This window comes from Halobacillus andaensis (genome assembly GCF_014636475.1).
In the GTDB taxonomy this organism is placed as follows: domain Bacteria; phylum Bacillota; class Bacilli; order Bacillales; family Halobacillaceae; genus Halobacillus_A; species Halobacillus_A andaensis.
On record NZ_BMEL01000003.1, the window covers coordinates 583,179 to 605,716 of the forward strand.

Sequence of the window (22,538 nt, forward strand, 5' to 3'; positions counted from 1 at the left end):
GAGCGTCCCAACGCGAGCGCTCAAGCGATTATAGGAAGGTATAACTATATAAAAATTAAAGGATTTTTGTTTTAAATGTGGAAGGTGTTAAATAATAGAAATGGAGGAGGACTTATATGAACTTTACACTCGGTCCCTCAGATATTATTAGTTTACTGCTACTAATAATTTCCGTGATCACCTTTATGTTATCCAGACTGAATTACCGAGCAAGTCATGCCCCGATAATCGCTGTTCAAAACAGAAAATACCGTGTTACAAAAGAGAAAAACACATTTAAAGTCACGGTTAAAAACATTGGTAATGGAAGGTGTAATGATGCTTTTCTATTACTCCGTGAAAAAGATGAATCTGGAAGACAAAACTACTTCCTCTCAAGGCCCGTTCGGGAAATTGATGTCAATGACATTATTGAGTTCACGATTAATAAAGGAACCTACTGGGATGAAGGGGCAGAATTCATACTAATCTACGTTGATTTTTTTGGTAAGAAATATACTTCTAATGGAGTAACAAGAGGTGAGGCTGTAGCGAACCGAAATGATCATTTAAGGTTTGTTCAACCAGCCAAACAGTTATACCTGTTTCACCCCACTCACCTTAAATTTATCTGGTGGAGATCGCAGGCGATTAAGCAAGGGAATACGTGTAAAAATCAAAGCATCGTTGGTTTAAACAAGAAGGACGATACACAATTAAAAATTAACGTTAAAGCTTATTCGGACGAGGAAAGATAGTGATCAGACGGTTCAATAAACGAGTTGAAGGCTTAATATCCATTTCAGCAAAGACGCACTGATAATGTTGAATCCACTTCTCAATCGAAGTAGATTTATGCGTGTAGTCATCTACAAAATTTACAAGTACCAGCCAGGTGGGGATTTGTAGCTTCTCGTTTAAAATATACAAATAAGCCATCCTGTTTGATAATTGATAATATTTGTTCAACCAAATATCCTGAGAGGCATGAGAGTCTATGCTCACCTGTGTATCTTCGAGCGTTCGCTTGATTAAATCGATGCTTGACGGGTCTTTTGCTTGGATTTTAGATTTCATCTCATGTATATGAGCCTTGGCTTCCACTAATAGCAACCCCTTTTTGTCCCCCTGGATTGTAGCAGCGGCATCCCAGCTCGGCCCCCGGTTGGGCCAGTACTTTCCGAGTTGATCTACATTCTTTTTCCATTCATCATCTAATTCAAGAAAATCATTGCGGTATTCGTGGAACTTCTCTTTTAAGGGAGAATGCCACTGTATTCTCCCTCCTTTGTTCATGTAGGAGAGGAGTGAAGGAGAACTCGTGAGAATATGTTCATTAAGGGTATTCTCCTGATAGTTCACATACTTCTCTATTAATAGCTGACTTCCCTTTTTCTTTGAAACACGTTTCCGATACTGTTTCACTATCTTATTAACCATTTCATGTCTTTTCTCATAAAGCCGGGGACATGGATGGTAGTACTCGCCGCTTTTTTCGTGTTGAATACCGACCGTAGGGATACCAGATGCTTCAATTAAATGGAACCATTCGTTTTTCACCAGCTTCAGGTTCTTCCAATTCTTGTTTTGATTAAGTCCCCAGCCTAGTAGCAGCCAAGGATGGAGCTGCAGTTCACTTTTAGAAACAAGTGAACGAGTATAATCATACTCTCCGTTGTTTACAAGCTCTTCAAATAAACTTACAGCATGAGGAGCGGATGAATTTCGTAGGCTAAAGAGGTTATATATGTGGAATCTTCCCGATAAATCACTCTTATTCTCATAAATCTTTTCTACTATTTTAACAAGCTGCCTGATGGTAGGATCCTCAGCACGAATAGGACCATCTGCCGCTTCCGCTTCTCCCAAAGACACTTCTACTTCTGTTTCAAGCCCAGCAGCCCCGGGGTTTAACAACAAGCATGCCCCTAATGACTGTTCGGACTTACCCCACTGCAAATAAGCCGACTTTCGATGAACATGGTCTCCCTCTTTAACAAATGATCCATACGCTTTCGCCTTTGTTATCAAAAGTATCACCCTCGCTTTTCAGGTTATAAACTCAATCACTTCCTTAATTTACATATTCTTTATGCACTATAGATTCCCTCTAGCTTTATTGCATAAAAACATCCCCTCCTAAACAAATGGATATACTGTTTAAGAGAGGTTATTTAGACAAGGTTAAACAATGGTGTCCCTAACTGCTTGAATCCAAGCCTTAGCCATCAGCATATTCCCAGTCGATGTCATATGGACGCCATCCGTCGTTAAGCTTGGTTGTTGATTTCTTTCCAAATGCTCAATAAAAGCTTCATGAGCCGGCACGAGAATCGCTTGATATTTCTCAGCCAGCTGATTAACAATTTTGACATAATGCGTGAGCATTTGATTCCCCCGAGACACCAGGTCTTCTTCAATAATTGTCGGCTGCATCAAGATGAGATTACTTCCTGTTTCCTCGACAGTCCGCTCCAACAGCCTGCGATAAATGGATGAAAACTGGTCAGGGTCCACCTGCTCCATCCCCGGATGATCCAGCTGCCGCCACACGTCATTGATGCCAATGGATATCGAAACCCAGTCCGGTTTTTCCTTAATGATGTCTCGGTCCCACCGTTCTTCAAGATCTGTGATGCGGTCTCCGGATACTCCCTTATTCACGAACTGAACCTCTGCTTCGGGATGATCCGTGATGTAATAGTCCCGCAGGGTTCGCACGTAACCTTCTCCTATTCCTTCTGGGTCATTTAATCTATGAGCGTCTGTAATGCTGTCACCGATCATTACAACTTTCTTAGCAGCCATAGGACCACTTCCTTCACTTGTTTTAACACTAGAATACCAGAATCCGTGATCTATTGATCCAAAGTTGATTGTTCACCCGTACCCCCTATAAACCCTTCTCCCTATCTATAACTAAAAATAAAGTGGAAAAGTGGTTCTAATGTTTTTCTTAAACGCCAAAAGTCAAGCACCGATGTATCGCTGGTACAACTTCTTCGCTTCCTGCACATCTTCCGTTCCATGAATCAACGTTCGTCCGTCTTTGAACACAACAAACCGTACGTCCTCGACATGAAACATGAGCAATTCACCATTTTCTTTAATCCTTTCAGTCAAAGGTTTTAAGTGACTTCTTAATTCCGATAGAGACAGTCTCGATAATTGATCGGGTCTAACTTGAACGGTATTTCTTCCGCAGAGCATGGCTGTCCTTAAACCTTTTTCCTTTTTTAAATAAGGATAGATTGCATCACTTGAGCAGGAAGAACATTCTGCATCGAGTAGCTTGCTTACATTAATGGAAGAATACTCACGTCCCCACACATCTACATAAATCATCTCTTCAGACATCGCGTGACCAGTGAGAAACTTCAAGCATTCTGCTGTTTGATAAGCGGCTGTCATTTGGACAGCCGGTCCAATGATTCCTACGGTATCGCACGTGCCTCCTTCCTGCGGCAAGTGGTCGATAAGACAGTGTAAACAGGGTGTTTTTCCTGGAACAATAGGAAGAACAATCCCATAGCTTTTCAAACATCCGCCATACACCCACGGCACCTTTAATTTTGCTGCAACGTCATTAATGACGAAACGCGTCTGAAAATTATCGGTACCGTCGATTAGAAAATCCGCCCCCTCGACCAATGTCTCAGCCGTTTCCGCTTCAAATTCCTGAGCAATGCCGTGAATTTCAATCTCGGAGTTGATCGCGCGCAAGTGTTGTTCAGCTGCTGACGCTTTCGTTCGTAAAGATGCCGCATCTTCTTCTGTATAAAGCTGCTGGCGGCCAAGGTTGCTCCATTCGATGTAATCACGGTCGATGATGGTGATTTTCCCGGCACCGGCTCGCGCCAGCATTTCGGCATTTGCACTTCCTAAGGCTCCCGCGCCGACAATGAATACGTGTTTTTGAGAAAGTTGATCCTGGCCTTCACGGCCGATTGGAGCAAAGCGTTCCTGGCGGGAATAGCGATCTGACATCAGCCGATCACCCCGCTTTCCGGACTGCTTTTGGACGCGTATGTTTTCCTTGGAATTCGGCCCGCTTCATAGCCTAAGCGGCCGGACTCAATTGCTAACTTCATCGCTTCAGCCATTTTTACAGGATCCTCAGCTCCGGAAACTGCCGTATTTAATAAAATTCCGTCGGCGCCAAGTTCCATCGCATAGGAAGCATCACTAGGCGAGCCGATTCCCGCATCTACAATCACAGGGATGTTCGATTGCTCTATAATAAACTGAAGATTCAGCGGGTTTACAATCCCCTGCCCGGAACCGATTGGAGAAGCTCCCGGCATAATTGCATGGACGCCCTCCTCTTCTAAACGTCTCGCGAGGACCACATCATCGGACGTATACGTAAGGACGGTGAACCCTTCTTCCAGCAGCTGAACTGACGCTTTCATCGTTTCAAAAGGATCCGGCAGCAGCGTCTTATCACAGCCGATCACCTCCACTTTAATCATGTCGCATAGTTCCGAAGCTTTGGCTAAACGGGCAATTCTAACCGCTTCCTCCGCCGTTTTCGCTCCTGCTGTATTTGGGAGCAGGGAATATTTTTGCAGATCAAGCTCTTCTAACAAATTCGGTTCATTCGAATCAAAAATATCCATTCTTCGGACCGCAAACGTTAAAACCTCAGTGCCAGATATATTCACCGCTTCTTTTTGACTGGCGAAACTCGGGTATTTGCCTGTCCCCAGCATTAAGCGTGACTGAAAGATGTGCTCTCCAATTTTCAACATTTCTTATCCTCCTCCTACAAAGTGGACGATTTCCAAATGGTCACCGTCGGCTAGTTTCGTCCGTTCATAGTCTGTTTTTTTCACTATTTCTTTGTTATGCTCCACGACGGAAATCTTCTTCTGAATGCGATAGCTTTCCAGCAGCTCAGCAATCGTCGCCTCTTCTTTTGGAAAATCAATCGAACGGCCGTTAAGTTGAATATTCATAGGTCACCTCTCCTTCCTCAGCTAACCGGCTTGGGGAAAACAGCTCCTGAATCGAAGGCTCGACCTGTTTCTTTGCGATCAGGTTTTCGATCAGTTGTCCTGTAGCCGGAGCTAATAAGATGCCATTTCGGTAGTGTCCCGTCGCAAAATAAAGCTTCGAAATGGAAGGATGCTCCCCTATAACCGGAACACCGTCTTTCGTCCCTGGTCGGACCCCAGACCAGAAGTCTTGAAGAGCAGCATCCTTCCACTCCGGGAAAAAGGAAAACAGACGGTTCATTAGATCGGATAGACCACCCACTGACGTATCTGTAGTTTGGTCGTCAAGCTTCGAGGTAGCCCCAATGATGCAGCGTCCATCCGGCTTCGGAACGACATAGAAATCGCGGAAAAATAAAACTTCATTAAAGTAGTTTTCTCGTAATTTTATTGAAAAGCATTCGCCTTTCGTTGGAACGATAGGATTTTGCAGGCCTGTCGTTTCAAACCACCGTCCGCTTTCCGCGCCTGAAGCGACGACAACATGCTCGGCTGTAAGTGAGCGGCTATCTAGTTTAACCATGAAGCTTCCTTGATTATTTTCAAAACCTAAGACGGTACGGTCCTCCAGCAAGTTCCCGCCACACAGTAACGCCGCTCGTTTAAAAGCTTCGCAAACTTGACGCGGCTCGACGTGACCATCATCTTTCATAAAAAGCGCGCCTAATGCTTTGTTCGAAAGAGAAGAGATTCGATCTCTTGGAGTGTCCAGCCATTCCAGGTTTGGAAAAGCCGATTTTTTCAAAAGTAACGCTTCCTTCTCCTCGTCTTGAACAGCGATTTCCAACATTCCAAAGTGTGAAAGACCGATATCAATAGACGTAAGTTTCCGTAATTCTTGATCTAAACCAGCGTACATATCTCTGCTCTTTTCACAAAATTGGTGGTACTCTCCGACTCCTTCGTTTTCCGTATGAACCCCCAGCATACCCGCTGCAGCCCGTGTGGCTTTTCCTCCGCTCGCCTGTTTCTCAACAACAGCTGCGTGAACGCCGCTTTTATTTAAATAATAAGAAATCGAATGACCGATAATACCTCCGCCAATAATCAACACATCGTAGTGGTTGTTCTTCAAGCCTTAGCCTCCTTTTGATACTGTCGAACCGCTTCAGCAGGGGCAGCTGCATTGATAATTCCAGACATCACAGCCGCTCCTTTCGCATGTGCTGCATGTAAATCCTTCATTCTCTCAATCGTAATGCCTCCAATGGCGATCACCGGGATGCAAAGAGTAGAAGTCACCTCCTTCAGTTCTTCCACTCCTCTCGCCTTCCTCCCTTTTTTACTATCCGTAGGAAAAATGTGACCGAACATGACATAATCTGCTCCCTCTTCCTCCGCTTGTTTCGCGGCCGATAAAGAATGGACAGCCTGTCCTACTTTTAAAAATGGATAGGACTCCTTCACCTCCCTGACCGTCACACCTTTTTCAGGGAGGTGAAGATGATGAACACCCGTCATACAGGCAATATCTGTGCGACTGTGAATCCATAGTTTCTCCTTGGGGATCCCATCAGCTATTAATGCTTTTACTAACGCCAGGTATTCTTGAGGAGGTTTTTGCTTTTCCCTTACTAAAATGGCATCAACAAACGGCGTAATCTCTTTCAACACCTTTCTTAAGCGAGTTTCGTCCAATTGACCATTAGTCACTGCAGTAAGTCTCATCACATTCCTCCTTCAATTTAGACATAAAAAATGCCACTCTCCTGGATAGGAAAGTGGCATGTCTTTGATGGAAATGCATGTAGAATATAGATCGCTCTATATTACGTCAGTCGTTCGGTCACTTTCCTCCGCTGGTATTAAAGCCAGTTCAGGTTCAAAGAGTCCCAAAGTTGTACTTTGATCTCAGCCCTTAAGTAAAGGCACCCCTAGTGAATCACTATTAAATTTTGGAAATGATTTGGTATTTACTTTACCTTATTTGTCATCCTCAGTCTATTAAAAACTTCAATTTTTCACCTATTGATACTTAAGGACTATACCCTTCAAAAAAATCCTGGCCAAACCTTACATCAATTTGAATTTTTAAACAGCGACTTCAGAAACCCTTTCACTCCGCTGCTTTCCTCATTTTCTTCTTTAGGTTCTTCCTTCGTTTCCACGTGGATGTTTTCTTTTTCTATCGCATAATCCACGTAAAGGATAGCTCCTATATCAGTCTCCGACTCCTGATTGGAAACTTCGGTGTGATGAATAGAGTGTTGGTCAGCCAATTGTCGATAGGGTTTACGAAAACGATAGCTGACTTCTCCATTCAACAACAACTGGGCATCCTTATGCTGTTTCATTTCCTGAGATAATTCTTCAATCCCGACTTCCTGCATTACTTGGCCTTTCGTTAATACGAGAATTACACGCTCACGGAGAGTACCCAGATACCTTTTTCGTTCGCCTGGTTTTGTTTGTCGACTGCCGTATATTCCTTCTTGCAAATATTCATCTACATTTGGTTTCTTCATCATGATCACCTCATTTTACTCTGTCCCTATTATTTACCCTAAATCCTCGCACATTCACAGAAAAGCATCAAAGGAGAGGCACCTTCACCTATTTTTCAACAATCTCTTCATCAATTTGCTGACCTAAGTGACGTCCTGGCTTGTCCATCAGCCCCAGCACTTTTTGTCCTTCTTTTAGATCCAATATCGATAGTTCCCCTTCGCTTTCTTCCATCAAATAAACGCTGGAGGATTTTTGCAAAGTGGCTGAAATCGTTCCATCTCCGTTTCTACACTCTACTCTTACAAATGGACGTTTCTCAATTTTCACTCGTCCAATCGCAATTTCACGCTCTACTTCTTTACCCGAAAGTACTAACTTCTCACCTGGTGTTAATTCATGAAGGTAATAGGTCTTCTCGGATTGATGCAAGTATTGGTGAAACGCTCCGCAATTGATGCGAAAAGGACGAGCGGGATAATCTTTAGATTCGCGGTTTTCGGCCAGGACCTTTAGATAGCCGTGTCCTGTGTTTCCAAGATATAGTCCGTCTGAAGGATGTAAAATATCGATAAAATCCAAACAGACTCTCATCCCTTCACCGATCTCTTCTATTTTTGTGACTTCAACATATCCTCTGCCCGTTTCACTGCTCATTGTATGAATCGATCCTTCCTGTAGGTTTTACTTTTATTTTCATACTTTTGAACCACTCTGTCCACTGATAACGTGAAAGGATTCTTACCGTCCTCTTTGAGAGGACAATTAAACTAATTTTCGGATATTTCATGAAAATGCATTGACACGTACGAGTTTAATTGCTAAGATCACAGGTAACTTAATAAACGACGAATTCTTATCCAGAGAGGTGGAGGGACTGGCCCTGCGAAGCCCGGCAACCGCTATTTATATAGCACGGTGCCAAATCCTACTGAGCAATTGCTCAGGAAGATAAGAGAATAATACATCTCTTGAACCTCTCTATTTTTTAAAAAATAGAGAGGTTTTTTAATTACATACGATGTTCTTATCTAGAGAGGCAGAGGGACTGGCCCGTTGATGCCCGGCAACCATCAGGCAACCGCTTGAAAAGGTGCTAATTCCTGCAGGAGAGATCCTGGAAGATAAGAAGAGAATGAAGCTCTCTTCTTATCTTTGAAGAGAGCTTTTTCTATGAAAAGGAGAGAAATCAAATGAAAACTGTTCTTTTAGATGGAACCCGTACCCCTTTTGGAAAGTGGAAGGGTGCGTTAAGAAAACTGTCAGCAACTGATTTAGGAAAAGAAGCACTAACTTCATTAGTCGAAAAACACCCAGAGGCTAAGCAGGCCGACGGGGTACTGCTCGCTCAAGTGATCCAGGCAGGACAGGGGCAAAACCCTGCCCGTCAGGTCGCTTTTAAGGCGGGGATAGATCCTGCTACACCGGCCATTACGCTAAATAATGTTTGTCTGGGGGGAATTGCAACGATTGCTGATGCTTCCCGGCGCTTACAACTAAACGAAGGTGAACTCTACATAGTAGGCGGTTTCGATTCCATGACGAATGCTCCTCACACGGCTCCCGTGCGAATGTCCTCAAGTATTGGGCATGCCCAGCTTAAAGATACGCTGCTCAATGACGGCTTATGGTGCTCACTGACGGATGTTTCAATGGGTGCCCTGACCGATGAGAAAAACCGCAGCTTTGACATCAATCGTGAGGATCAGGATGAATTCGCCGCTCTTTCTCAGCAAAGGGCTGCTGAAGCGCAAAAGAACGGATCACTAAACGATGAAATCAGCCCTCTATCCAACATATTGGATCAAGACGAAGGTGTCCGCGCCAATACAACTGCTGAAAAGCTTGAATCTTTATCCCCTGCTTTTTCACAAGATGGAACAATCACAGCAGGAAATGCTTCACAAATGACGGATGGAGCAAGCATAGGAATCGTAACAACGGAACAAAAGGCCAAGGAGCTTGGCCGCTCACCATTAGCTGAAATCGTGGACTGGGCCGAAGTCGCCGGTCCGGATACGAGCTTACAGACAAAGCCTTCCAAGGCGATTAAGCAAGTTTTAGATAAACATAACCTCACAACAGAGGATATCGATTTATATGAAATCAATGAAGCCTTCTCCAGCGTCGTCATTGCAAGCTGCCGGGAGCTGGAGATCGATTACAGCCGCGTAAACGTAAACGGCGGCGCCATTGCTCTAGGCCACCCGCTTGGCGGCACAGGATTCCGCCTTGTTCTCACGCTCGCCCATGAACTGAAAAGACGCGGTGGAGGAAAAGGCATCGCCTCCCTATGCGGTGGCGGCGGGCAAGGTATGGCGGTCCTTATTGAAGTGCCTAAATCGTAAAAAGAAAGGATAATCATTCATGACGATATTGACTACACCGAAGCGTTCCTCCTTTTTATGGGAGCCTTCAAAGGAACGCATTGAAAACTCTCACATCAAAGCTTTTGCTGATTTCACTGATCAGCCGCTTTTTCCATACGAACGCCTCCATCTCTGGTCTACTTCTCATTTGGGAGATTTCTGGTCCAGCGTTTGGGACTATGCAGGAGTCATTGGTGACAAAGGGGACCAGGCGTATGTGCCCTCTTTTTCCATGCCAGATGCCGAATGGTTTCCAAATGCACGATTAAACTTTGCAGAGAATCTACTAAGAGGCTCCCTTGATCGCATTGCTGCGTATGAAGCCAGTGAAACAGGCGTCCACCACAGCATTACGTTAAGAGAATTGAAAATGGAGGTCGCTAAAGCCCAGCAGGGATTAAAAGACTTAGGCGTCCAAAAAGGCGACTGCGTCGCCGGCATTACGACGAACAATATTCAGGGACTGGTCGCCTTAATCGCGACGGCATCTTTAGGAGCGATTTGGACCTCCTGTTCCCCTGATTTTGGTACAAAAGGCATCGTTGACCGGATCGGACAAGTAAGACCTAAGGTGTTGATTGCCACACTGGCTTACCAATACAAAGAAAAGCCGTTTCACATTGAAAAAAAAATTCAAGAAACGACAGAAAACCTCGAAGGTCTATCTGCTGTGATTACGTTAAACGGAGAAGCCGATCTTCCAGGAATTAAAACTCAAACGTGGGAAGAACTCTGCGCCAATGACGCTGATGTACCCGACTTTACGCAAACAGCGTTTAACGACCCACTATATATCCTTTATACCTCTGGAACAACGGGATTGCCTAAAGCCATTGTTCACTCTGTCGGAGGGACGCTTTTGCAGCATGTGAAAGAACATCAACTCCATTGTGACGTACAGCAAGACGACGTTTTATTCTGGTACACCAATACAGCGTGGATGATGTATCCATGGTTAGTTTCCGGATTAGCGAGCGAAGCCGCTTTACTTTTATATGATGGATCACCTGTCCAATCAGACAACCTCCCTCACCTTTGGGATGTCGCAGATGAAGTAGGCGTTACTCATTTTGGTACAAGTCCAAAGTATTTAGAAACACTGGCTAAAGCAGACGTTCAATTAAAAAACACCCATTCGCTTACTACCTTAAAGAGCATCCTGTCTTGCGGCGCCCCTCTCGCTCCCGAGCAGTATGACTGGGTATATGAAACGTTAAAAGAAGACCTTCTCCTCGCTTCAATCTCAGGAGGAACTGAAATCATTGGCTGCTTTGTTATGGGATCGCCGGTCCACCCTGTCAAACGCGGAGAGATTGCCTGTAAAGCACTGGGTATGGCTGTCGACGTGTTAGATGAACGAGGCGCTTCGGTTTACAAAGAAAAAGCGGACTTAGTTTGTACGCAGCCATTTCCGAGTATGCCGATCACCTTTTTAGGAGAAGGCGGAGATGAACGGTATCGCAACAGTTATTTCTCAAAACGTCCTGGCATTTGGACCCACGGAGACTTAGCAGAACAGACGATTGAGGAAGCTTTTATCATTTATGGCCGTGCGGATACGACTTTGAATCCTGGAGGTGTCCGAATCGGCACAGCAGAAATCTACCGCGTCGTGGAACATGTTCAGGAAGTTGAGGACTCGGTCGTATTCGGTTTACCGAAAGATCATGATGAGGAAATCGTACTTTGTGTCGTGACGAAGCATTTTAACGAAGAACTAGCGAAGAACATTCGCCGGCAAATCCGTTCCCAAGCTTCTCCACGGCACGTCCCGAAACGCATTTATCAAGTAGATGAAATCCCTCATACAATCAACGGAAAGAAAGTGGAAGGAGCTGCTAAGACAGCTGCTTTAGGAGACTTTGTCAAAAATGAAGCGTCTTTAAGAAATCCTTCAAGCCTTCAGTCTTTCCGTCAGCTGACAGAAAAGGAGTACTTGTAATGACTCGTAGACCTAAAGGAGCCATCATTGGCATCGGTGAATTAAAGCCCGAACGCTATTCAACAGGAAAAACAACATTGAGCTTAATCGCAGAGTCGGTCCGTCTGGCGATTCAAGATGCAGGTATTTCTAAACACGAGGTCGACGGCCTTCTTGTCGGCCCGCAGGTCGGAGAAACACCACAGCACGTCCCGGCTACGGTATCAGAGTATTTAGGAATCGATCCCACGATGTCCAATACGGTCGATCTTGGCGGCGCGTCCGGTCCAGGAATGATTTGGCGGGCTGCCGCTGCTATTGAAGCCGGCATGTGTGAAACCGTCGTCTGTGTACTCGCGAATAAGAATGAAAAAGGCGAAACGTTAAGATCGCCGAATCGCAACCCGATACGCGAATTTGATGTTCCATACGGCGCATCGGGTGCCAATACGTCCTACGCGCTCTTGAAACGACAGCACATGGAGGAATACGGTTCCTCACAGGAAGACTTCGCACATATCGCTTATTGGGCCAGAAAAAATGCCCAGCAAAATCCAGACGCGATTTTTCACGGCAAACCAGCGGAGGTGGAAGACATTCTCGCTTCCCCACTTATTTCAGATCCGCTCCACCTGTTAGAAATCGTTATGCCTGTAGCGGGCGGTGCTGCTGTTATCGTTACATCAGAAGAAAAAGCAGCACGTATTGACCAGCATAAGCCGGTACTTTTAAAAGGAGCAGGTGAAAAAATTACTCACCGAGCCGTAAGTCAGGCTCCAGCGATCGACAAGCTCCCATTCACCTACTGTATCCCAAAAGCACTCGAACAGGCAGGAAAAACCATCGAAGACATCGACCTTTTCTCCTTATATGACTGCTATACGAGCGTAGTAGCTGTTCAGCTCGAAAGTGCAGGATTATGTGAGCCAGGACAATTCGGAGCATTTGTCAGGAACCACACATTCGGTCCAGACGGTGATTATCCTTTAAATACGCACGGCGGGCAATTAGGATTCGGACAAGCAGACCTAGCAGGCGGAATGTCACACGTCGTAGAAGCGGTCCGCCAACTGCGCGGCGAAGCAGAAGAACGACAAATTCCAAACGCCAAGTACGCGCTCGTTACTGGGAACGGAGCCACCCTTAGTGAAACAAATGCACTTGTGTTAGGAGGAGAACTATGAGCCAACAGCCGAATATATCCCTGCCAGCACCAACCATTACTCCAGTAAGCCAGCCATTCTGGGACGGCATTAAGGAAGGTAAACTAGTTCTTCAGAAGTGCGATTCATGTAAGGAATGGATTTTCTATCCCCGCGAACACTGCCCCCACTGCTTTCACCATTCACTCACGTGGAAAGAAGCGACTGGCTGCGGAAAGTTGAAAACATGGAGTGTCATTCACCGGGCAGGACATCCGGCCTGGCAGGAACGCACCCCATACGTTGTTGGGATCGTAGAGCTGATAGAAGGACCTTCTTTGCTGACCCACCTGCTTCTAAATGAGGAAGAGCTAACTCACAATATGGACGTGGAGATGGACATTCAAGAAATTGGCCCCCACCCACTGCCATTTTTCAAACAAAAAGAGGAGGAAACAACATGATACTCACCTATTTCTTATGTATCGCTTTATTCTGGGCAGGCGGACTGCTCTTATGGAAATCTTTTTATGCAGGAAAGAAAGGAGGACAATAAATGCTTACGGAATCTAGTGTCTTATTATGGACCGTTATTATTTTACTGGCCGCGTACTTTGGCGCTGTAACGTGGGTAGGTAAAAAAGGACGCGCCCACAGTCAGTCGATGGCAGGATTTGCCACGGCACGCGGGAAAGTCAGTCCGTGGCTTGTCGGCGCGAGTTTTGCCACATCTTACGCCAGTGCGAACTTATTTATCGGCGTTCCAGGTTTAGCGTATGAGTATGGAACAGCCGTCCTTTGGTACACACTTGGTTGTTTCGGTGTTTCCTGGGTCGGCCTGCTGCTTTTCGCTAAGACCTTCTGGCGATACGGGAAAAAGTTCGGCCGTGTCTCCACCCTTCCTGAGTGGCTCGGTAAGCGATACAACTCAAAAGCTCTGCAAGTACTGGTATCATTATTAATTTTATTCAACGTGTATTATATTGTCGGTCAAAATGTCGGACTAGCCACTATTTTTGAAACCGTCATCGGCATCCCTTATTTATGGGGTATTATCATAGGCGTTGCCATTACGATTGTTTATATCGGTCTTGGCGGTGCTTTTGCTCAAATGATTACCGACGGAATCCAAGGTATTCTCATGGCGATTACCTCTATCTTAATTGTCGTATCTTTCTTGTGGACCGTTGGTGGTGGGTTAAATGTATTCGGTGTATTAACTGATCGCTTACATGCAATCGACCCTAATTTAACTGCAGCAGTCGCAAACGGAGGCCCATATAACAGTGCTTTAGCAATCATGGCCGTACAATTTATGCTATTCAGTTTCATCTTAATGCCACACTTGATGAACAAAGTACTTTCTCTTGAAAATGAAGAGGATCTAGCACCGTTTACACTATCAGCAGGGCTAGTGCTTTGCATCATTTCTACGTTAATGGTGCTGGGCGGACTCGCAGCACGCGTGCTATTCCCAAGTTTGCAAAGTGCAGACTCCGCGATTCCAATGTATGTCATTGAAGCATTCCCAAGTATTATTGCTGCCATTATGATCGTCGGTATTATTTCAGCCATCCTATCGAGTACAGACAGCTTGTACCTCGGAGTAACAACAAGCATTGGAAATGACCTGTATCGCGTCGTCGCCCCTTTCTTTGCATCGAAAAAGATAAGCGAAAAAGACTTAGAAAACCAATCATTAAAAGTAGCGAAGTGGTCCCTTATCGGAGTCGGCCTGCTGTCTCTTTATCTCTCGTTAGAACGTCCAGACTCCCTGGCCTTCCTGATCCAGTTCAGCTATTCCGCGATTATTTCGGGAATTATCGCTCCTATTACGCTCGGGTACTTCTGGAACAAAGCAAATAACTATGGCGCTATTGCGTCCCTTATTACAGGCGCATCATTATATGTCCTCTTTACTACGCAGGAACTGATCGGCAACATTTTCATTGCGATGTTCATCAGTTCAGCCACTGCTTTTGCAGTGATGGGGATTGTAAGTCTAGTAACATCCCATACCACACAGCAAGATCTAGTATTAAAGAAATCAAGCTAACGATAAAACTGCCTTCCCTTTATAGGAAGGCAGTTTTATTCAGCTTGTAGAGAAACCTTGATTTTCTTTAATTTTTATGCAGGGGAAGGTTTCTATCGTTTGATAGAGTAAAGGGTTCTAGGAAACGACTCCTTTTCCATGGGCGAATGGTGTGCCTCCTCGGGCTTTAAGCCCTCCGGGGTCACACCTTATTCGTATCTCCCATAGGAGTCTCGCCGTTCCCTAAAACCCTTTTCCGATAATAGATCACCAGAAAAAGTTACGCTTTCCGCGGGGCAAGACGGAAAGCGTAACTTTTTCTGGTTGCTTTTCTGCAGACAAAATGGAAGGATCCCACCCTATTATTTCTCTGTCTAAGCTTTTTCAACATCCTGGATAAAATCGCCTTTCCTCTATAGGAAGGCGGTTTTATTGTCGAGAAATAGATTAATATTTCCCGGGAAATCATTTATTATCGACTTTCCTCGAACCTTGCACGTCTACCCAGAAGTCGCAAGATACGTATAGACATCCTGTAAAGTCGTATAGTTCAGTTTCTTAATTTCCTGAATACTTTCGACCCACAGCTTGGCGGTCGCTTTCGCATCGTCTAACGCATGGTGACGCTGTTCAATCGAGATATCGTAATGCGCACAGCATTCATCAAGACTTACTAAGTCCTGATGTGCGATTTTAGTTAAAAACATGGTATCTACGATCCGATGCTGAAAGTTTTTCCTTAACGCCAGCCATGTGGCATGATTCATGAATTGCTTCTCATGATTCGCATGGTGGGCGACCAATACATCGCTTTTAATGAAGGAATAAAAATCTTTAAGTACATCGCGAAGAGGGTCAGCCTCAGAAAGCATTTCCTGAGTAATCCCGGTTAAATCCTCAATTTCTTTTGATGGGGCCGTATCGCTATATACGAGTGAGTAGAACGTTTCTTGTTCAAGAATGTTCAATCCTTGCACCTTTACGGCGCCTATTGATAAAATTTGATCTCCCTTATACGGATAGAAACCTGTCGTTTCTAAATCAAAGACAACCACGTTTAATTCGTCAAAAGGGATATCAAGCACATCCCTATTTTTCATTTCCCGCTCCAGGTTACGCATGTAAGCTACTTTAGATGGGTCATTCTGATTTAAAGAGGAAAATCCACTGCCAAGCCGATCAGATAAATCCTTTACAAATTGGATAAATGGATTCATAACGCTCCCTCTTCTTTAAGGACAGATTTCGCTTTAGAAAAAAGCTGATTCCCTCGTTTAATCAAGTATTTAAGTGCCTGCTTATCCTGTTTTGATAATTGTGCAATCGGGAGCAAGTGAACCTTCTCGTAGTTCGTTGCTTCTTTTCTAAAACGCAGACGAAAATCAAGCAGTTTACGGAAATCCTGTTCGTATTCATTAACAAAAGGATGCGTATCGGCCAGCGATACGAGCCTTTCTAACGTAGGTGCAGCGCTTACGCCGTTACGTAAAGCTAAGATGCGTATCGCATTGACATATGGAAAATAGGCTGTTTCCTTTAGATGGATCTCACCCTTCATTCCTTGCCGTTGTTCAGGAAGCAGCTGCCCGAAAACGCCGACACCTTTTTTAATAAACTCGAAGTTCTCCATTAGACGAGCATACAAGTGCGGTTCTTTCTCTAACACAGAAAAAGCTTCACGTTTCAACTGAAGCAGCAGCTCTTCATCACCATTCAAGACCCGAGAGTCAAAAAGGATCGAAAAATTACGCAACGACTGCCAACTGGCTTCCTCCAGCCAGCCCACAATTTGTTCCTTAAACGAATCAACCGACTGGCACCACAATGAGTTTGAAGCCATAACTTTGCCTTCACACAACTCATAGCCGACGATCGCCAGGCCATGACTAATTTCTTCACCGAGTTTTAAAAAGTACTTTTGATCAACCCCATCAAAAACAATCCCATGATCCTGATCACTCCACACCGATTGTTCAAACCGTCCAGCACTCCCCATTAAAAAAAACGCAAAAGGAGCAGGCGTTGTCCCCTGCTCACTTTCTACTTTTGTCTTAGCAATCCCGACCGTTTGATACATCACCTGATCGTGAAAAGCATTTAATTGAAAATGATCATCTGCAACGGAAGGCATCGTATCATGCCGCCATCGCTTAATTTCTTCATAGGTTTGAAACATTAGAAACCATTCCTTTAGCGTGTTTACGCTCCAGATTTGGTAGTTGAAGTAAAGTTCTCTGGGTAACCATACCCTCCGTGCTCACTGATATCAAGACCCATAATTTCCTCTTCTTCCGTAACACGCAGGCTTCCCATAGCTTTTTCCATCACCTTCAAAATGATCCAGGAAACGATAAAGGCGTAAAGACCACATGCCACAACCCCCATCAACTGAACACCAAGCTGTTCAAAACCGCCGCCGTAAAACAATCCCGGACGACCAACAGTTGCTAATTCTGGTGTAGCAAATAATCCATTAGACAACGTTCCCCATACACCAACCGTACCGTGAACAGAAAGTGCAAAGATCGGATCATCAATTTTCTTCTTATCAAAGAATTTCATACTGAAGAATACGAACGCTCCACCAATTAAACCAATAAGTACAGCTGCCCAGGGCTCAACGAATGCACAGGATGCCGTAATCGCAACGAGACCAGCCAGCGCCCCATTTAACGTCGTCGGCACATCCGCTTTACCAGTGACTGCCCATACCATCAGCATCGCACCAATCGCACCAGCACCAGCAGCAAGCTGTGTATTCAGCGCTACATAACCAAAGAACGCATTTTCTACACCAAATGTACTTCCTGCGTTAAAACCAAACCAGCCGACCCATAAAAGCAGGACCCCTAAAGCCGTAAACACCTGGTTGTGACCCGCAATTTCATTGGAAGACCCATCTTTATTGTACTTCCCAATACGCGGTTTTAAAATCATTGTCGCTGCAAGAGCAGCCATTGCACCTGTTAAGTGCACCACCGTAGATCCCGCAAAGTCCTGTTTCCCATGGTCAGCTAGCCAGCCAGCACCCCAAATCCAGTGTGCTATAACTGGATAAATCACAATCGAAAACAGAACCGCAAAGATCACATAAGCAATTAACTTCGCACGTTCAGCAAATCCGCCAAACGCAATCGTCATCGCAATCGCAGCAAACGCAAGCTGGAACATGAAATCAACAGAGCCAGCCAGCCCTTCCCCCATCGTCGATGCATCTCCATAAAAGAAATCAGAAAAACCAATAATTGCATTTCCTTCACCATAAATAATTCCATAACCTACTGCCCAGAACACAAGTGAAACAATACCAACTGTAAATACTGTCTTACCTGCAATGTGTCCCGCGTTCTTCATTCTCGTCGATCCAGCTTCAAGCAAAATAAATCCACCCTGCATCAACAAAACAAGAACCGTACACACGATAATCCATAAGTTATTCATCAAAAAAGTTGCATCCATTTAAGTCCTTCTCCTTCATGTCATATTTTCTAACATTGTATGTTATTAATCATACTATCAAAAGCTGAAGGTGAACACAATAATTTTTTGAAAATTTTTATAATGAATGCGTTTTTAAGCAAAACAAAAAGCCTTTCCATTGTTCATGAATGAACCAACAAGCGAAAGGCTTAGTCTTTAAAATGACTAAAAATAAAGAGCCTGCCATTTCAGACAGACTCTTAACAGAGATTGATCTTATTTTACGTAAATTGAAAATACCCCCTCGACTGTACTTCAGTGAAGGAGGACTAATACTTAAAGATTCTTCTTTGCATTCCCAATTCCTTTTTGAGTTGACCCTTTGGCTCGATCTTTCTTTCCTTTTGATTGCATTTTTGGATCATTTTTCGCATTTCCCACTTGATCCTTAACTTCTCCCTTTGCTTTATTAACGTTTCCTTTCACTTTATCGCTCATGCCGTTTTGATCTGCCATAGATACTCACCCTCCAAGTAAATGTGTTGGTGTGTATATACCCGAGAGACTACAGCTAAAACATGCTCTGCAAATCAGCAATTTTATTCCACCAGTGCACCAATCATTCGTCTGACCTGAAATACTATATAGGCAGATAAACTAATTTGTGGATGTTTGTGCCCAAAATAATATAAATGAATAGGATGAGGGTGTATATCAAGGAGGCGAATGATTCATGTATTATTACAATCCTTACCACCCTTATCGGTACCCCCGTCAGCAGGAAGGCTATATATGTATTCCAGAGGATCAGTACGAATTCGAAGGAGGGATGGAAGGCACGATTACTACATCAGATGATGAAGAAGTTGCAGTCGTATGCTTTCCCATTCCACAAGGAGCCGGACAACCAGGAGCGCCACAGGAAGAGGAAGATGGAAACGGCGGCAATGGAAATGGCGGTAATGGCGGCAACGGAAATGGGCAAAACGGGCAGGGAGGTATGCCTGACCTGGAAGGGCTGCCCGATCTACCATTCCCGGGTCAGGGGAGCGGAAATGGGAATGGCGGCATGCCAGGATTTCCCGGGCAGGGCAATGGCAATGGACAGGGCGGAATGCCGGGCTTACCCGGCCAAGGCAACGGGCAAGGAGGTATGCCGGGGTTCCCGGGATTCGGAGAAGGCCAAGGGCAAACTCGTACGTTCGGACACCATCCTTATGCGGGACCACCATACCACTTTCATCCTGTATTCCGTTATTACTGGTAAAAAATCAGAGTTAAAAGCTGACAAAAATAAGCCTTCTGCGACTAGGGAAGGCTTATTTTAAAATTAATTTTTTATAATTTCACGATCTTCTAAAGACTGCTCAGGTCGATGGTTCTCATGATAGATCTTTTTGAAATCTTGAATTTGATCTTCTGACATTTCAATAGGTTCTTCAAAAAGCATCCATTTCACTTCTTCTGTACAAGGGGGTGTAGTAAGGGAACCTTCATATTGAAAGGTTGTTTGATCCTCTGGTAGAAGTGCTTGCAGATCCACCGGCTCCTCTATGTTCACATCCTCCTCCGTTTCTTCCGAAGGCAATTGGTCCCATAAGTCAGATAGTGTATTATTTTCTTCCCCCTCTTCAATCATCACTCCTAACACAGCAGCATCTCCATTTTCCGTTTCATGGACAAGATGAAGTTCCATTTCATAGCGTTGTTCATTAACCAAGTGTTCACTAGGTTGATGGAAATGGAATTGCGCGAGCTCATATTCCTCATCATTAATAACTAGATGATTCTCAGAAGCTGCCGAGTTTGCCTGAATACTATGGCCGTTGTTCGCTAAAGAAAAAGACGAGGACTGATAATTAACTTCTACGTCATACTTTTCTTCATCTTCCTCCACTTGAGCGGAGTCTATATTCACAGGCGATTGCTCTTTTCCATTAGCACATGCTGCATAGGCATCATCCAATTCACCCCAATGATCAGGACCAGTTCCCCCTTCATAAGACCATTCCACCGCCTCTTCGTTTCTTTCACTGTCGTTCTGCTCTTCTTCAGGGGCTCCTGTTTCCCTCGTTTGTTCCTGACAGCCTCCTATTGTAAAACCTATTAGTGCTGCGAAAACTGGATAAGCAAGTAATTTTGCTGGCATGTTGTGTTTTCTCTCCTTTTTAAAAATAGTCTTATTATGCATAAATAGCCAATTCCCCTTATTACTCTAGAGCGAATCTAGGCTTTACTACTAAAAGTTTTTGATAATTCTTTTAAACAAAAAAGACAGAACCACCTAGAGTGATTCTGTCTTTTTCTCGTTTACTCATCTGTAACTCGGAACCCAAATATTTTCATAGCCGTTCTGAATTGAATAATCGTACAAATGAATTATTTTTTCTTTGTTATAAGTTGCCAACTCATTTTTGTTAGCAATAAGCCCTGAAAGATTTACCATACGTTCATTTCGATTAACCATCTCATCAAGAAAACTACGAACAGCCAGCTTATCATTCTTAGAAATATTACATTTGCTGCAGGTTAATACTAGATTCCAGAGTTGGTCGGACTGTACAAATGACCAGGGTATAAAGTGATCCACATGGGTTTGAATCGTGCTTTTGTGAAGTTCTCTTCCACAATAAAAACATTTTTGTTCAAAATACTGCACTAACACTTTCTCAAATGGCTTCAACGTCGATCGTTTTGCAATACTTTCAACTTTATCAAGTAAGTAATTAATATGAGGTACGTCATTTAATTGCTCAATCATTTTTGCCATATGATAATTTACTAAATCTATTAACAACCGTTGATATTTTCTCATGAAAGTCAATACAACCTTATGAAACTTAAATTGTTCCGTTTTATGGTCAAAAGCATAAAATGATCCTTGTGTATCTCCATACAGAGCGCCAAACACATTTGTCTTCATTACAGCTTTCACACGTTTGGTTGCCGCCAGTTGAATCGTAGCGTCTAATTTATCAAAAGTCATTTCTTTAGGAATATTATAAGATTGCTTAATCTCTATTAACTTAGTTACAACGGCAGACCCTCTTGTTCCCTGCTCGAGTTCGTGGTGGATTACCAGGTTCCAATATATTTTCGTAAAAGAATAAGCTAGTTGATCGTAGGTTACTTCAGCATCTTCATTTACTTGATAAAGATTTTCGATCATGGCTTTTAACAACCCAAACTTATACGTCGCGGACTTTTTTGATTTTGTGGTCAACACAATAGTAAAGATACGCCAGACTTCTTCCTCAGTTAAGTAGAGAGCTTTTAACTCTCCAACTCTTAATTTGTGACTCATCTAATCACTCCAATAGCACCACTCAGTCTTCGACACTTATTAAGAATATTTTTTCTTTAAATGAGCCTCGCTCGTCAGCTTTCTGTTTACGAATTTCTTCTACTTCCTCAATAGAGCTCCCATGTATTTGCGATAGCACAAGTATTAATTCTAATAGATCTGATAATTCCTCTGTAGCTTGTTGATCATTCTTTGAGGTTAAATATTCTTGAAGTTCTTCTTGGAGTTTTGTTTCAAGTGACTTTATGTATTCCTCTTCATCTAGTATGAGAGTTTCATAGATTTTTCCGGTTTTTTCGATAATTTCAGGAATTCTGTCTCGGACAAGCTTATTATAAACCGGCATACATAGTCCTCCTGCTTATTTTCTATATTTTAAGCGTTTTAACTTCACCATAATATATTTACTTAACATCTGAGAACTCTTTTTTATTTAGCTTGAGCTGATCCAAAAATAAAAGTCCTTTCACCTTTATAGTATCATCTTCTGTTAAATAGTTCTGCGCTTTTATTTGGCCAATTTTCATGTATTCTAATAACTCTTCCAACCTTTTTATGGCATAGTTATTACATCGAGTATATTTGACCTCACCTAATACTACTTTTGTAAGTTGATTGGTTCGCTTATAATACACTTCAAACTTTAATTGGCTTGATCCTGAAGAATCGTGATAAATGAGGCATTGATACTTTTCGTCTGACCATCTAGCCACTTCATTCTTTTTTCTATCGATAAGTTGGAACTCGACCGAATGAGCACTATTTTGTTTTATCATTTGGACCACCCAGTGTGTAATATTTAATAGATATAACTTTATAAAGAACTCATAAAATCAAACCAGTTTATGAAAATGTTGTCACTTTTTTATACTCATTTTTTTTTGAGGAAGCTTTATATTCAGAAAGACAGCAGCGAAACTTCACGC

General features: G+C 43.6%; 24 protein-coding genes and 3 riboswitches. Of the genes, 7 read left to right on the forward strand and 17 right to left on the reverse strand.

What is annotated here, in order from left to right; all coding sequences use genetic code 11:
- Positions 1 to 116 precede the first annotated feature (116 nt).
- The gene (locus IEV27_RS14045) at positions 117 to 737 is read left to right on the forward strand and encodes a hypothetical protein (RefSeq protein WP_188378118.1); all 621 of its coding nucleotides are present in this window, start codon (positions 117 to 119) and stop codon (positions 735 to 737) included.
- Here IEV27_RS14045 and IEV27_RS14050 read toward each other — a convergent pair.
- From IEV27_RS14050 to IEV27_RS14090, 9 genes are all read right to left on the reverse strand, one after another.
- Positions 709 to 2,010, reverse strand: a complete 1,302-nt coding sequence (locus IEV27_RS14050; RefSeq protein WP_188378119.1) for a DUF1643 domain-containing protein — start codon at positions 2,008 to 2,010, stop codon at positions 709 to 711. The two genes, IEV27_RS14045 and IEV27_RS14050, sit on opposite strands and share 29 nt — an antisense overlap.
- A 153-nt stretch (positions 2,011 to 2,163) precedes the next feature.
- Positions 2,164 to 2,787 (reverse strand): SGNH/GDSL hydrolase family protein, encoded by a 624-nt coding sequence (locus IEV27_RS14055; protein WP_188378120.1) that lies wholly within the window; start codon positions 2,785 to 2,787, stop codon positions 2,164 to 2,166.
- 162 nt (positions 2,788 to 2,949) lie between these two features.
- The gene (locus tag IEV27_RS14060; RefSeq protein ID WP_188378121.1) at positions 2,950 to 3,966 is read right to left on the reverse strand and encodes a ThiF family adenylyltransferase; all 1,017 of its coding nucleotides are present in this window, start codon (positions 3,964 to 3,966) and stop codon (positions 2,950 to 2,952) included.
- On the reverse strand, positions 3,966 to 4,730 hold the full coding sequence (locus IEV27_RS14065) for a thiazole synthase (RefSeq protein WP_188378122.1): 765 nt from the start codon (positions 4,728 to 4,730) through the stop codon (positions 3,966 to 3,968). Before IEV27_RS14065 ends, IEV27_RS14060 begins: the two co-directional genes overlap by 1 nt.
- 3 nt (positions 4,731 to 4,733) lie before the next feature.
- Entirely contained in the window at positions 4,734 to 4,937 is a 204-nt protein-coding gene (gene thiS / locus IEV27_RS14070) for a sulfur carrier protein ThiS (protein ID WP_188378123.1), read from the reverse strand.
- Positions 4,921 to 6,051: a glycine oxidase ThiO gene (gene thiO, locus IEV27_RS14075; protein WP_188378124.1), complete on the reverse strand. Its 1,131-nt coding sequence runs from the start codon at positions 6,049 to 6,051 to the stop codon at positions 4,921 to 4,923. Before thiO ends, thiS begins: the two co-directional genes overlap by 17 nt.
- Positions 6,048 to 6,644 carry a thiamine phosphate synthase gene (locus tag IEV27_RS14080; RefSeq protein ID WP_188378125.1) on the reverse strand — a complete coding sequence of 199 codons (597 nt, stop codon included), beginning with the start codon at positions 6,642 to 6,644 and terminating at the stop codon, positions 6,048 to 6,050. Before IEV27_RS14080 ends, thiO begins: the two co-directional genes overlap by 4 nt.
- A 106-nt stretch (positions 6,645 to 6,750) precedes the next feature.
- A riboswitch (TPP riboswitch) is annotated at positions 6,751 to 6,862 on the reverse strand.
- A gap of 132 nt (positions 6,863 to 6,994) precedes the next feature.
- Entirely contained in the window at positions 6,995 to 7,441 is a 447-nt protein-coding gene (locus IEV27_RS14085; RefSeq protein WP_188378126.1) for a YueI family protein, read from the reverse strand.
- 88 nt (positions 7,442 to 7,529) lie between these two features.
- Positions 7,530 to 8,078 carry a 3-dehydroquinate synthase II domain-containing protein gene (locus IEV27_RS14090; RefSeq protein ID WP_188378127.1) on the reverse strand — a complete coding sequence of 183 codons (549 nt, stop codon included), beginning with the start codon at positions 8,076 to 8,078 and terminating at the stop codon, positions 7,530 to 7,532.
- 196 nt (positions 8,079 to 8,274) lie between these two features.
- Positions 8,275 to 8,379, forward strand: a riboswitch (SAM riboswitch).
- Positions 8,380 to 8,445: 66 nt separating this feature from the next.
- Positions 8,446 to 8,552, forward strand: a riboswitch (SAM riboswitch).
- Between the two features lie 62 nt (positions 8,553 to 8,614).
- On the opposite strand from IEV27_RS14090, the gene IEV27_RS14095 reads away from it, so the two are divergent.
- From IEV27_RS14095 to IEV27_RS14115, 5 genes are all read left to right on the forward strand, one after another.
- Positions 8,615 to 9,769, forward strand: a complete 1,155-nt coding sequence (locus tag IEV27_RS14095; RefSeq protein WP_188378128.1) for an acetyl-CoA C-acyltransferase — start codon at positions 8,615 to 8,617, stop codon at positions 9,767 to 9,769.
- Between the two features lie 19 nt (positions 9,770 to 9,788).
- Positions 9,789 to 11,732, forward strand: a complete 1,944-nt coding sequence (locus IEV27_RS14100) for an acetoacetate--CoA ligase (protein ID WP_188378129.1) — start codon at positions 9,789 to 9,791, stop codon at positions 11,730 to 11,732.
- Positions 11,732 to 12,895, forward strand: coding sequence for a thiolase family protein (locus tag IEV27_RS14105; RefSeq protein ID WP_188378130.1), 1,164 nt, complete (start codon positions 11,732 to 11,734; stop codon positions 12,893 to 12,895). The genes IEV27_RS14100 and IEV27_RS14105 overlap by 1 nt, the downstream gene beginning before the upstream one ends.
- Positions 12,892 to 13,317, forward strand: coding sequence for a Zn-ribbon domain-containing OB-fold protein (locus IEV27_RS14110; RefSeq protein ID WP_188378131.1), 426 nt, complete (start codon positions 12,892 to 12,894; stop codon positions 13,315 to 13,317). The genes IEV27_RS14105 and IEV27_RS14110 overlap by 4 nt, the downstream gene beginning before the upstream one ends.
- A 92-nt stretch (positions 13,318 to 13,409) precedes the next feature.
- Positions 13,410 to 14,909, forward strand: coding sequence for a sodium:solute symporter family protein (locus IEV27_RS14115; RefSeq protein ID WP_188378132.1), 1,500 nt, complete (start codon positions 13,410 to 13,412; stop codon positions 14,907 to 14,909).
- Between the two features lie 479 nt (positions 14,910 to 15,388).
- Here IEV27_RS14115 and IEV27_RS14120 read toward each other — a convergent pair whose 3' ends face one another.
- The 4 genes from IEV27_RS14120 to IEV27_RS14135 form a co-directional block, all read right to left on the reverse strand.
- Positions 15,389 to 16,105: an exonuclease domain-containing protein gene (locus IEV27_RS14120; RefSeq protein ID WP_188378133.1), complete on the reverse strand. Its 717-nt coding sequence runs from the start codon at positions 16,103 to 16,105 to the stop codon at positions 15,389 to 15,391.
- On the reverse strand, positions 16,102 to 17,064 hold the full coding sequence (locus IEV27_RS14125) for a DUF294 nucleotidyltransferase-like domain-containing protein (protein ID WP_188378134.1): 963 nt from the start codon (positions 17,062 to 17,064) through the stop codon (positions 16,102 to 16,104). Before IEV27_RS14125 ends, IEV27_RS14120 begins: the two co-directional genes overlap by 4 nt.
- Before the next feature lie 23 nt (positions 17,065 to 17,087).
- Positions 17,088 to 18,347, reverse strand: a complete 1,260-nt coding sequence (locus IEV27_RS14130) for an ammonium transporter (protein WP_188378135.1) — start codon at positions 18,345 to 18,347, stop codon at positions 17,088 to 17,090.
- Positions 18,348 to 18,644: 297 nt separating this feature from the next.
- Positions 18,645 to 18,824 carry a CsbD family protein gene (locus IEV27_RS14135; RefSeq protein ID WP_188378136.1) on the reverse strand — a complete coding sequence of 60 codons (180 nt, stop codon included), beginning with the start codon at positions 18,822 to 18,824 and terminating at the stop codon, positions 18,645 to 18,647.
- 217 nt (positions 18,825 to 19,041) lie between these two features.
- Between IEV27_RS14135 and IEV27_RS14140 the strand changes: the two genes are divergently transcribed.
- Positions 19,042 to 19,575: a hypothetical protein gene (locus IEV27_RS14140; RefSeq protein ID WP_188378137.1), complete on the forward strand. Its 534-nt coding sequence runs from the start codon at positions 19,042 to 19,044 to the stop codon at positions 19,573 to 19,575.
- A gap of 63 nt (positions 19,576 to 19,638) precedes the next feature.
- On the opposite strand, the gene IEV27_RS14145 is transcribed toward IEV27_RS14140, so the two are convergent.
- The 4 genes from IEV27_RS14145 to IEV27_RS14160 all read right to left on the reverse strand — a co-directional run bounded on the left by IEV27_RS14145 (position 19,639) and on the right by IEV27_RS14160 (position 22,388).
- On the reverse strand, positions 19,639 to 20,457 hold the full coding sequence (locus tag IEV27_RS14145) for a carbonic anhydrase (protein WP_188378138.1): 819 nt from the start codon (positions 20,455 to 20,457) through the stop codon (positions 19,639 to 19,641).
- Positions 20,458 to 20,622: 165 nt separating this feature from the next.
- The gene (locus tag IEV27_RS14150; RefSeq protein WP_188378139.1) at positions 20,623 to 21,612 is read right to left on the reverse strand and encodes an HNH endonuclease domain-containing protein; all 990 of its coding nucleotides are present in this window, start codon (positions 21,610 to 21,612) and stop codon (positions 20,623 to 20,625) included.
- Between the two features lie 22 nt (positions 21,613 to 21,634).
- Positions 21,635 to 21,958: a nucleoside triphosphate pyrophosphohydrolase gene (locus tag IEV27_RS14155; RefSeq protein WP_188378140.1), complete on the reverse strand. Its 324-nt coding sequence runs from the start codon at positions 21,956 to 21,958 to the stop codon at positions 21,635 to 21,637.
- A 58-nt stretch (positions 21,959 to 22,016) separates the two neighbouring features.
- Positions 22,017 to 22,388, reverse strand: a complete 372-nt coding sequence (locus IEV27_RS14160; protein ID WP_188378141.1) for a hypothetical protein — start codon at positions 22,386 to 22,388, stop codon at positions 22,017 to 22,019.
- Positions 22,389 to 22,538 lie beyond the last annotated feature (150 nt).

Coding starts and splice junctions, on each gene's coding strand:
- IEV27_RS14130 (WP_188378135.1), bottom strand. CDS start 18,347: ATGGATGCAACTTTTTTGATGAATAACTTATGGATTATCGTGTGTACG.
- IEV27_RS14080 (WP_188378125.1), bottom strand. CDS start 6,644: ATGAGACTTACTGCAGTGACTAATGGTCAATTGGACGAAACTCGCTTA.
- IEV27_RS14150 (WP_188378139.1), bottom strand. CDS start 21,612: ATGAGTCACAAATTAAGAGTTGGAGAGTTAAAAGCTCTCTACTTAACT.
- IEV27_RS14055 (WP_188378120.1), bottom strand. CDS start 2,787: ATGGCTGCTAAGAAAGTTGTAATGATCGGTGACAGCATTACAGACGCT.
- IEV27_RS14125 (WP_188378134.1), bottom strand. CDS start 17,064: ATGTTTCAAACCTATGAAGAAATTAAGCGATGGCGGCATGATACGATG.
- IEV27_RS14115 (WP_188378132.1), top strand. CDS start 13,410: ATGCTTACGGAATCTAGTGTCTTATTATGGACCGTTATTATTTTACTG.
- IEV27_RS14160 (WP_188378141.1), bottom strand. CDS start 22,388: ATGATAAAACAAAATAGTGCTCATTCGGTCGAGTTCCAACTTATCGAT.
- thiS (WP_188378123.1), bottom strand. CDS start 4,937: ATGAATATTCAACTTAACGGCCGTTCGATTGATTTTCCAAAAGAAGAG.
- IEV27_RS14140 (WP_188378137.1), top strand. CDS start 19,042: ATGTATTATTACAATCCTTACCACCCTTATCGGTACCCCCGTCAGCAG.
- IEV27_RS14120 (WP_188378133.1), bottom strand. CDS start 16,105: ATGAATCCATTTATCCAATTTGTAAAGGATTTATCTGATCGGCTTGGC.
- IEV27_RS14090 (WP_188378127.1), bottom strand. CDS start 8,078: ATGAGCAGTGAAACGGGCAGAGGATATGTTGAAGTCACAAAAATAGAA.
- IEV27_RS14085 (WP_188378126.1), bottom strand. CDS start 7,441: ATGAAGAAACCAAATGTAGATGAATATTTGCAAGAAGGAATATACGGC.
- IEV27_RS14065 (WP_188378122.1), bottom strand. CDS start 4,730: ATGTTGAAAATTGGAGAGCACATCTTTCAGTCACGCTTAATGCTGGGG.
- IEV27_RS14045 (WP_188378118.1), top strand. CDS start 117: ATGAACTTTACACTCGGTCCCTCAGATATTATTAGTTTACTGCTACTA.
- IEV27_RS14135 (WP_188378136.1), bottom strand. CDS start 18,824: ATGGCAGATCAAAACGGCATGAGCGATAAAGTGAAAGGAAACGTTAAT.
- IEV27_RS14110 (WP_188378131.1), top strand. CDS start 12,892: ATGAGCCAACAGCCGAATATATCCCTGCCAGCACCAACCATTACTCCA.
- IEV27_RS14060 (WP_188378121.1), bottom strand. CDS start 3,966: ATGTCAGATCGCTATTCCCGCCAGGAACGCTTTGCTCCAATCGGCCGT.
- IEV27_RS14105 (WP_188378130.1), top strand. CDS start 11,732: ATGACTCGTAGACCTAAAGGAGCCATCATTGGCATCGGTGAATTAAAG.
- IEV27_RS14155 (WP_188378140.1), bottom strand. CDS start 21,958: ATGCCGGTTTATAATAAGCTTGTCCGAGACAGAATTCCTGAAATTATC.
- IEV27_RS14145 (WP_188378138.1), bottom strand. CDS start 20,457: ATGCCAGCAAAATTACTTGCTTATCCAGTTTTCGCAGCACTAATAGGT.
- IEV27_RS14100 (WP_188378129.1), top strand. CDS start 9,789: ATGACGATATTGACTACACCGAAGCGTTCCTCCTTTTTATGGGAGCCT.
- IEV27_RS14095 (WP_188378128.1), top strand. CDS start 8,615: ATGAAAACTGTTCTTTTAGATGGAACCCGTACCCCTTTTGGAAAGTGG.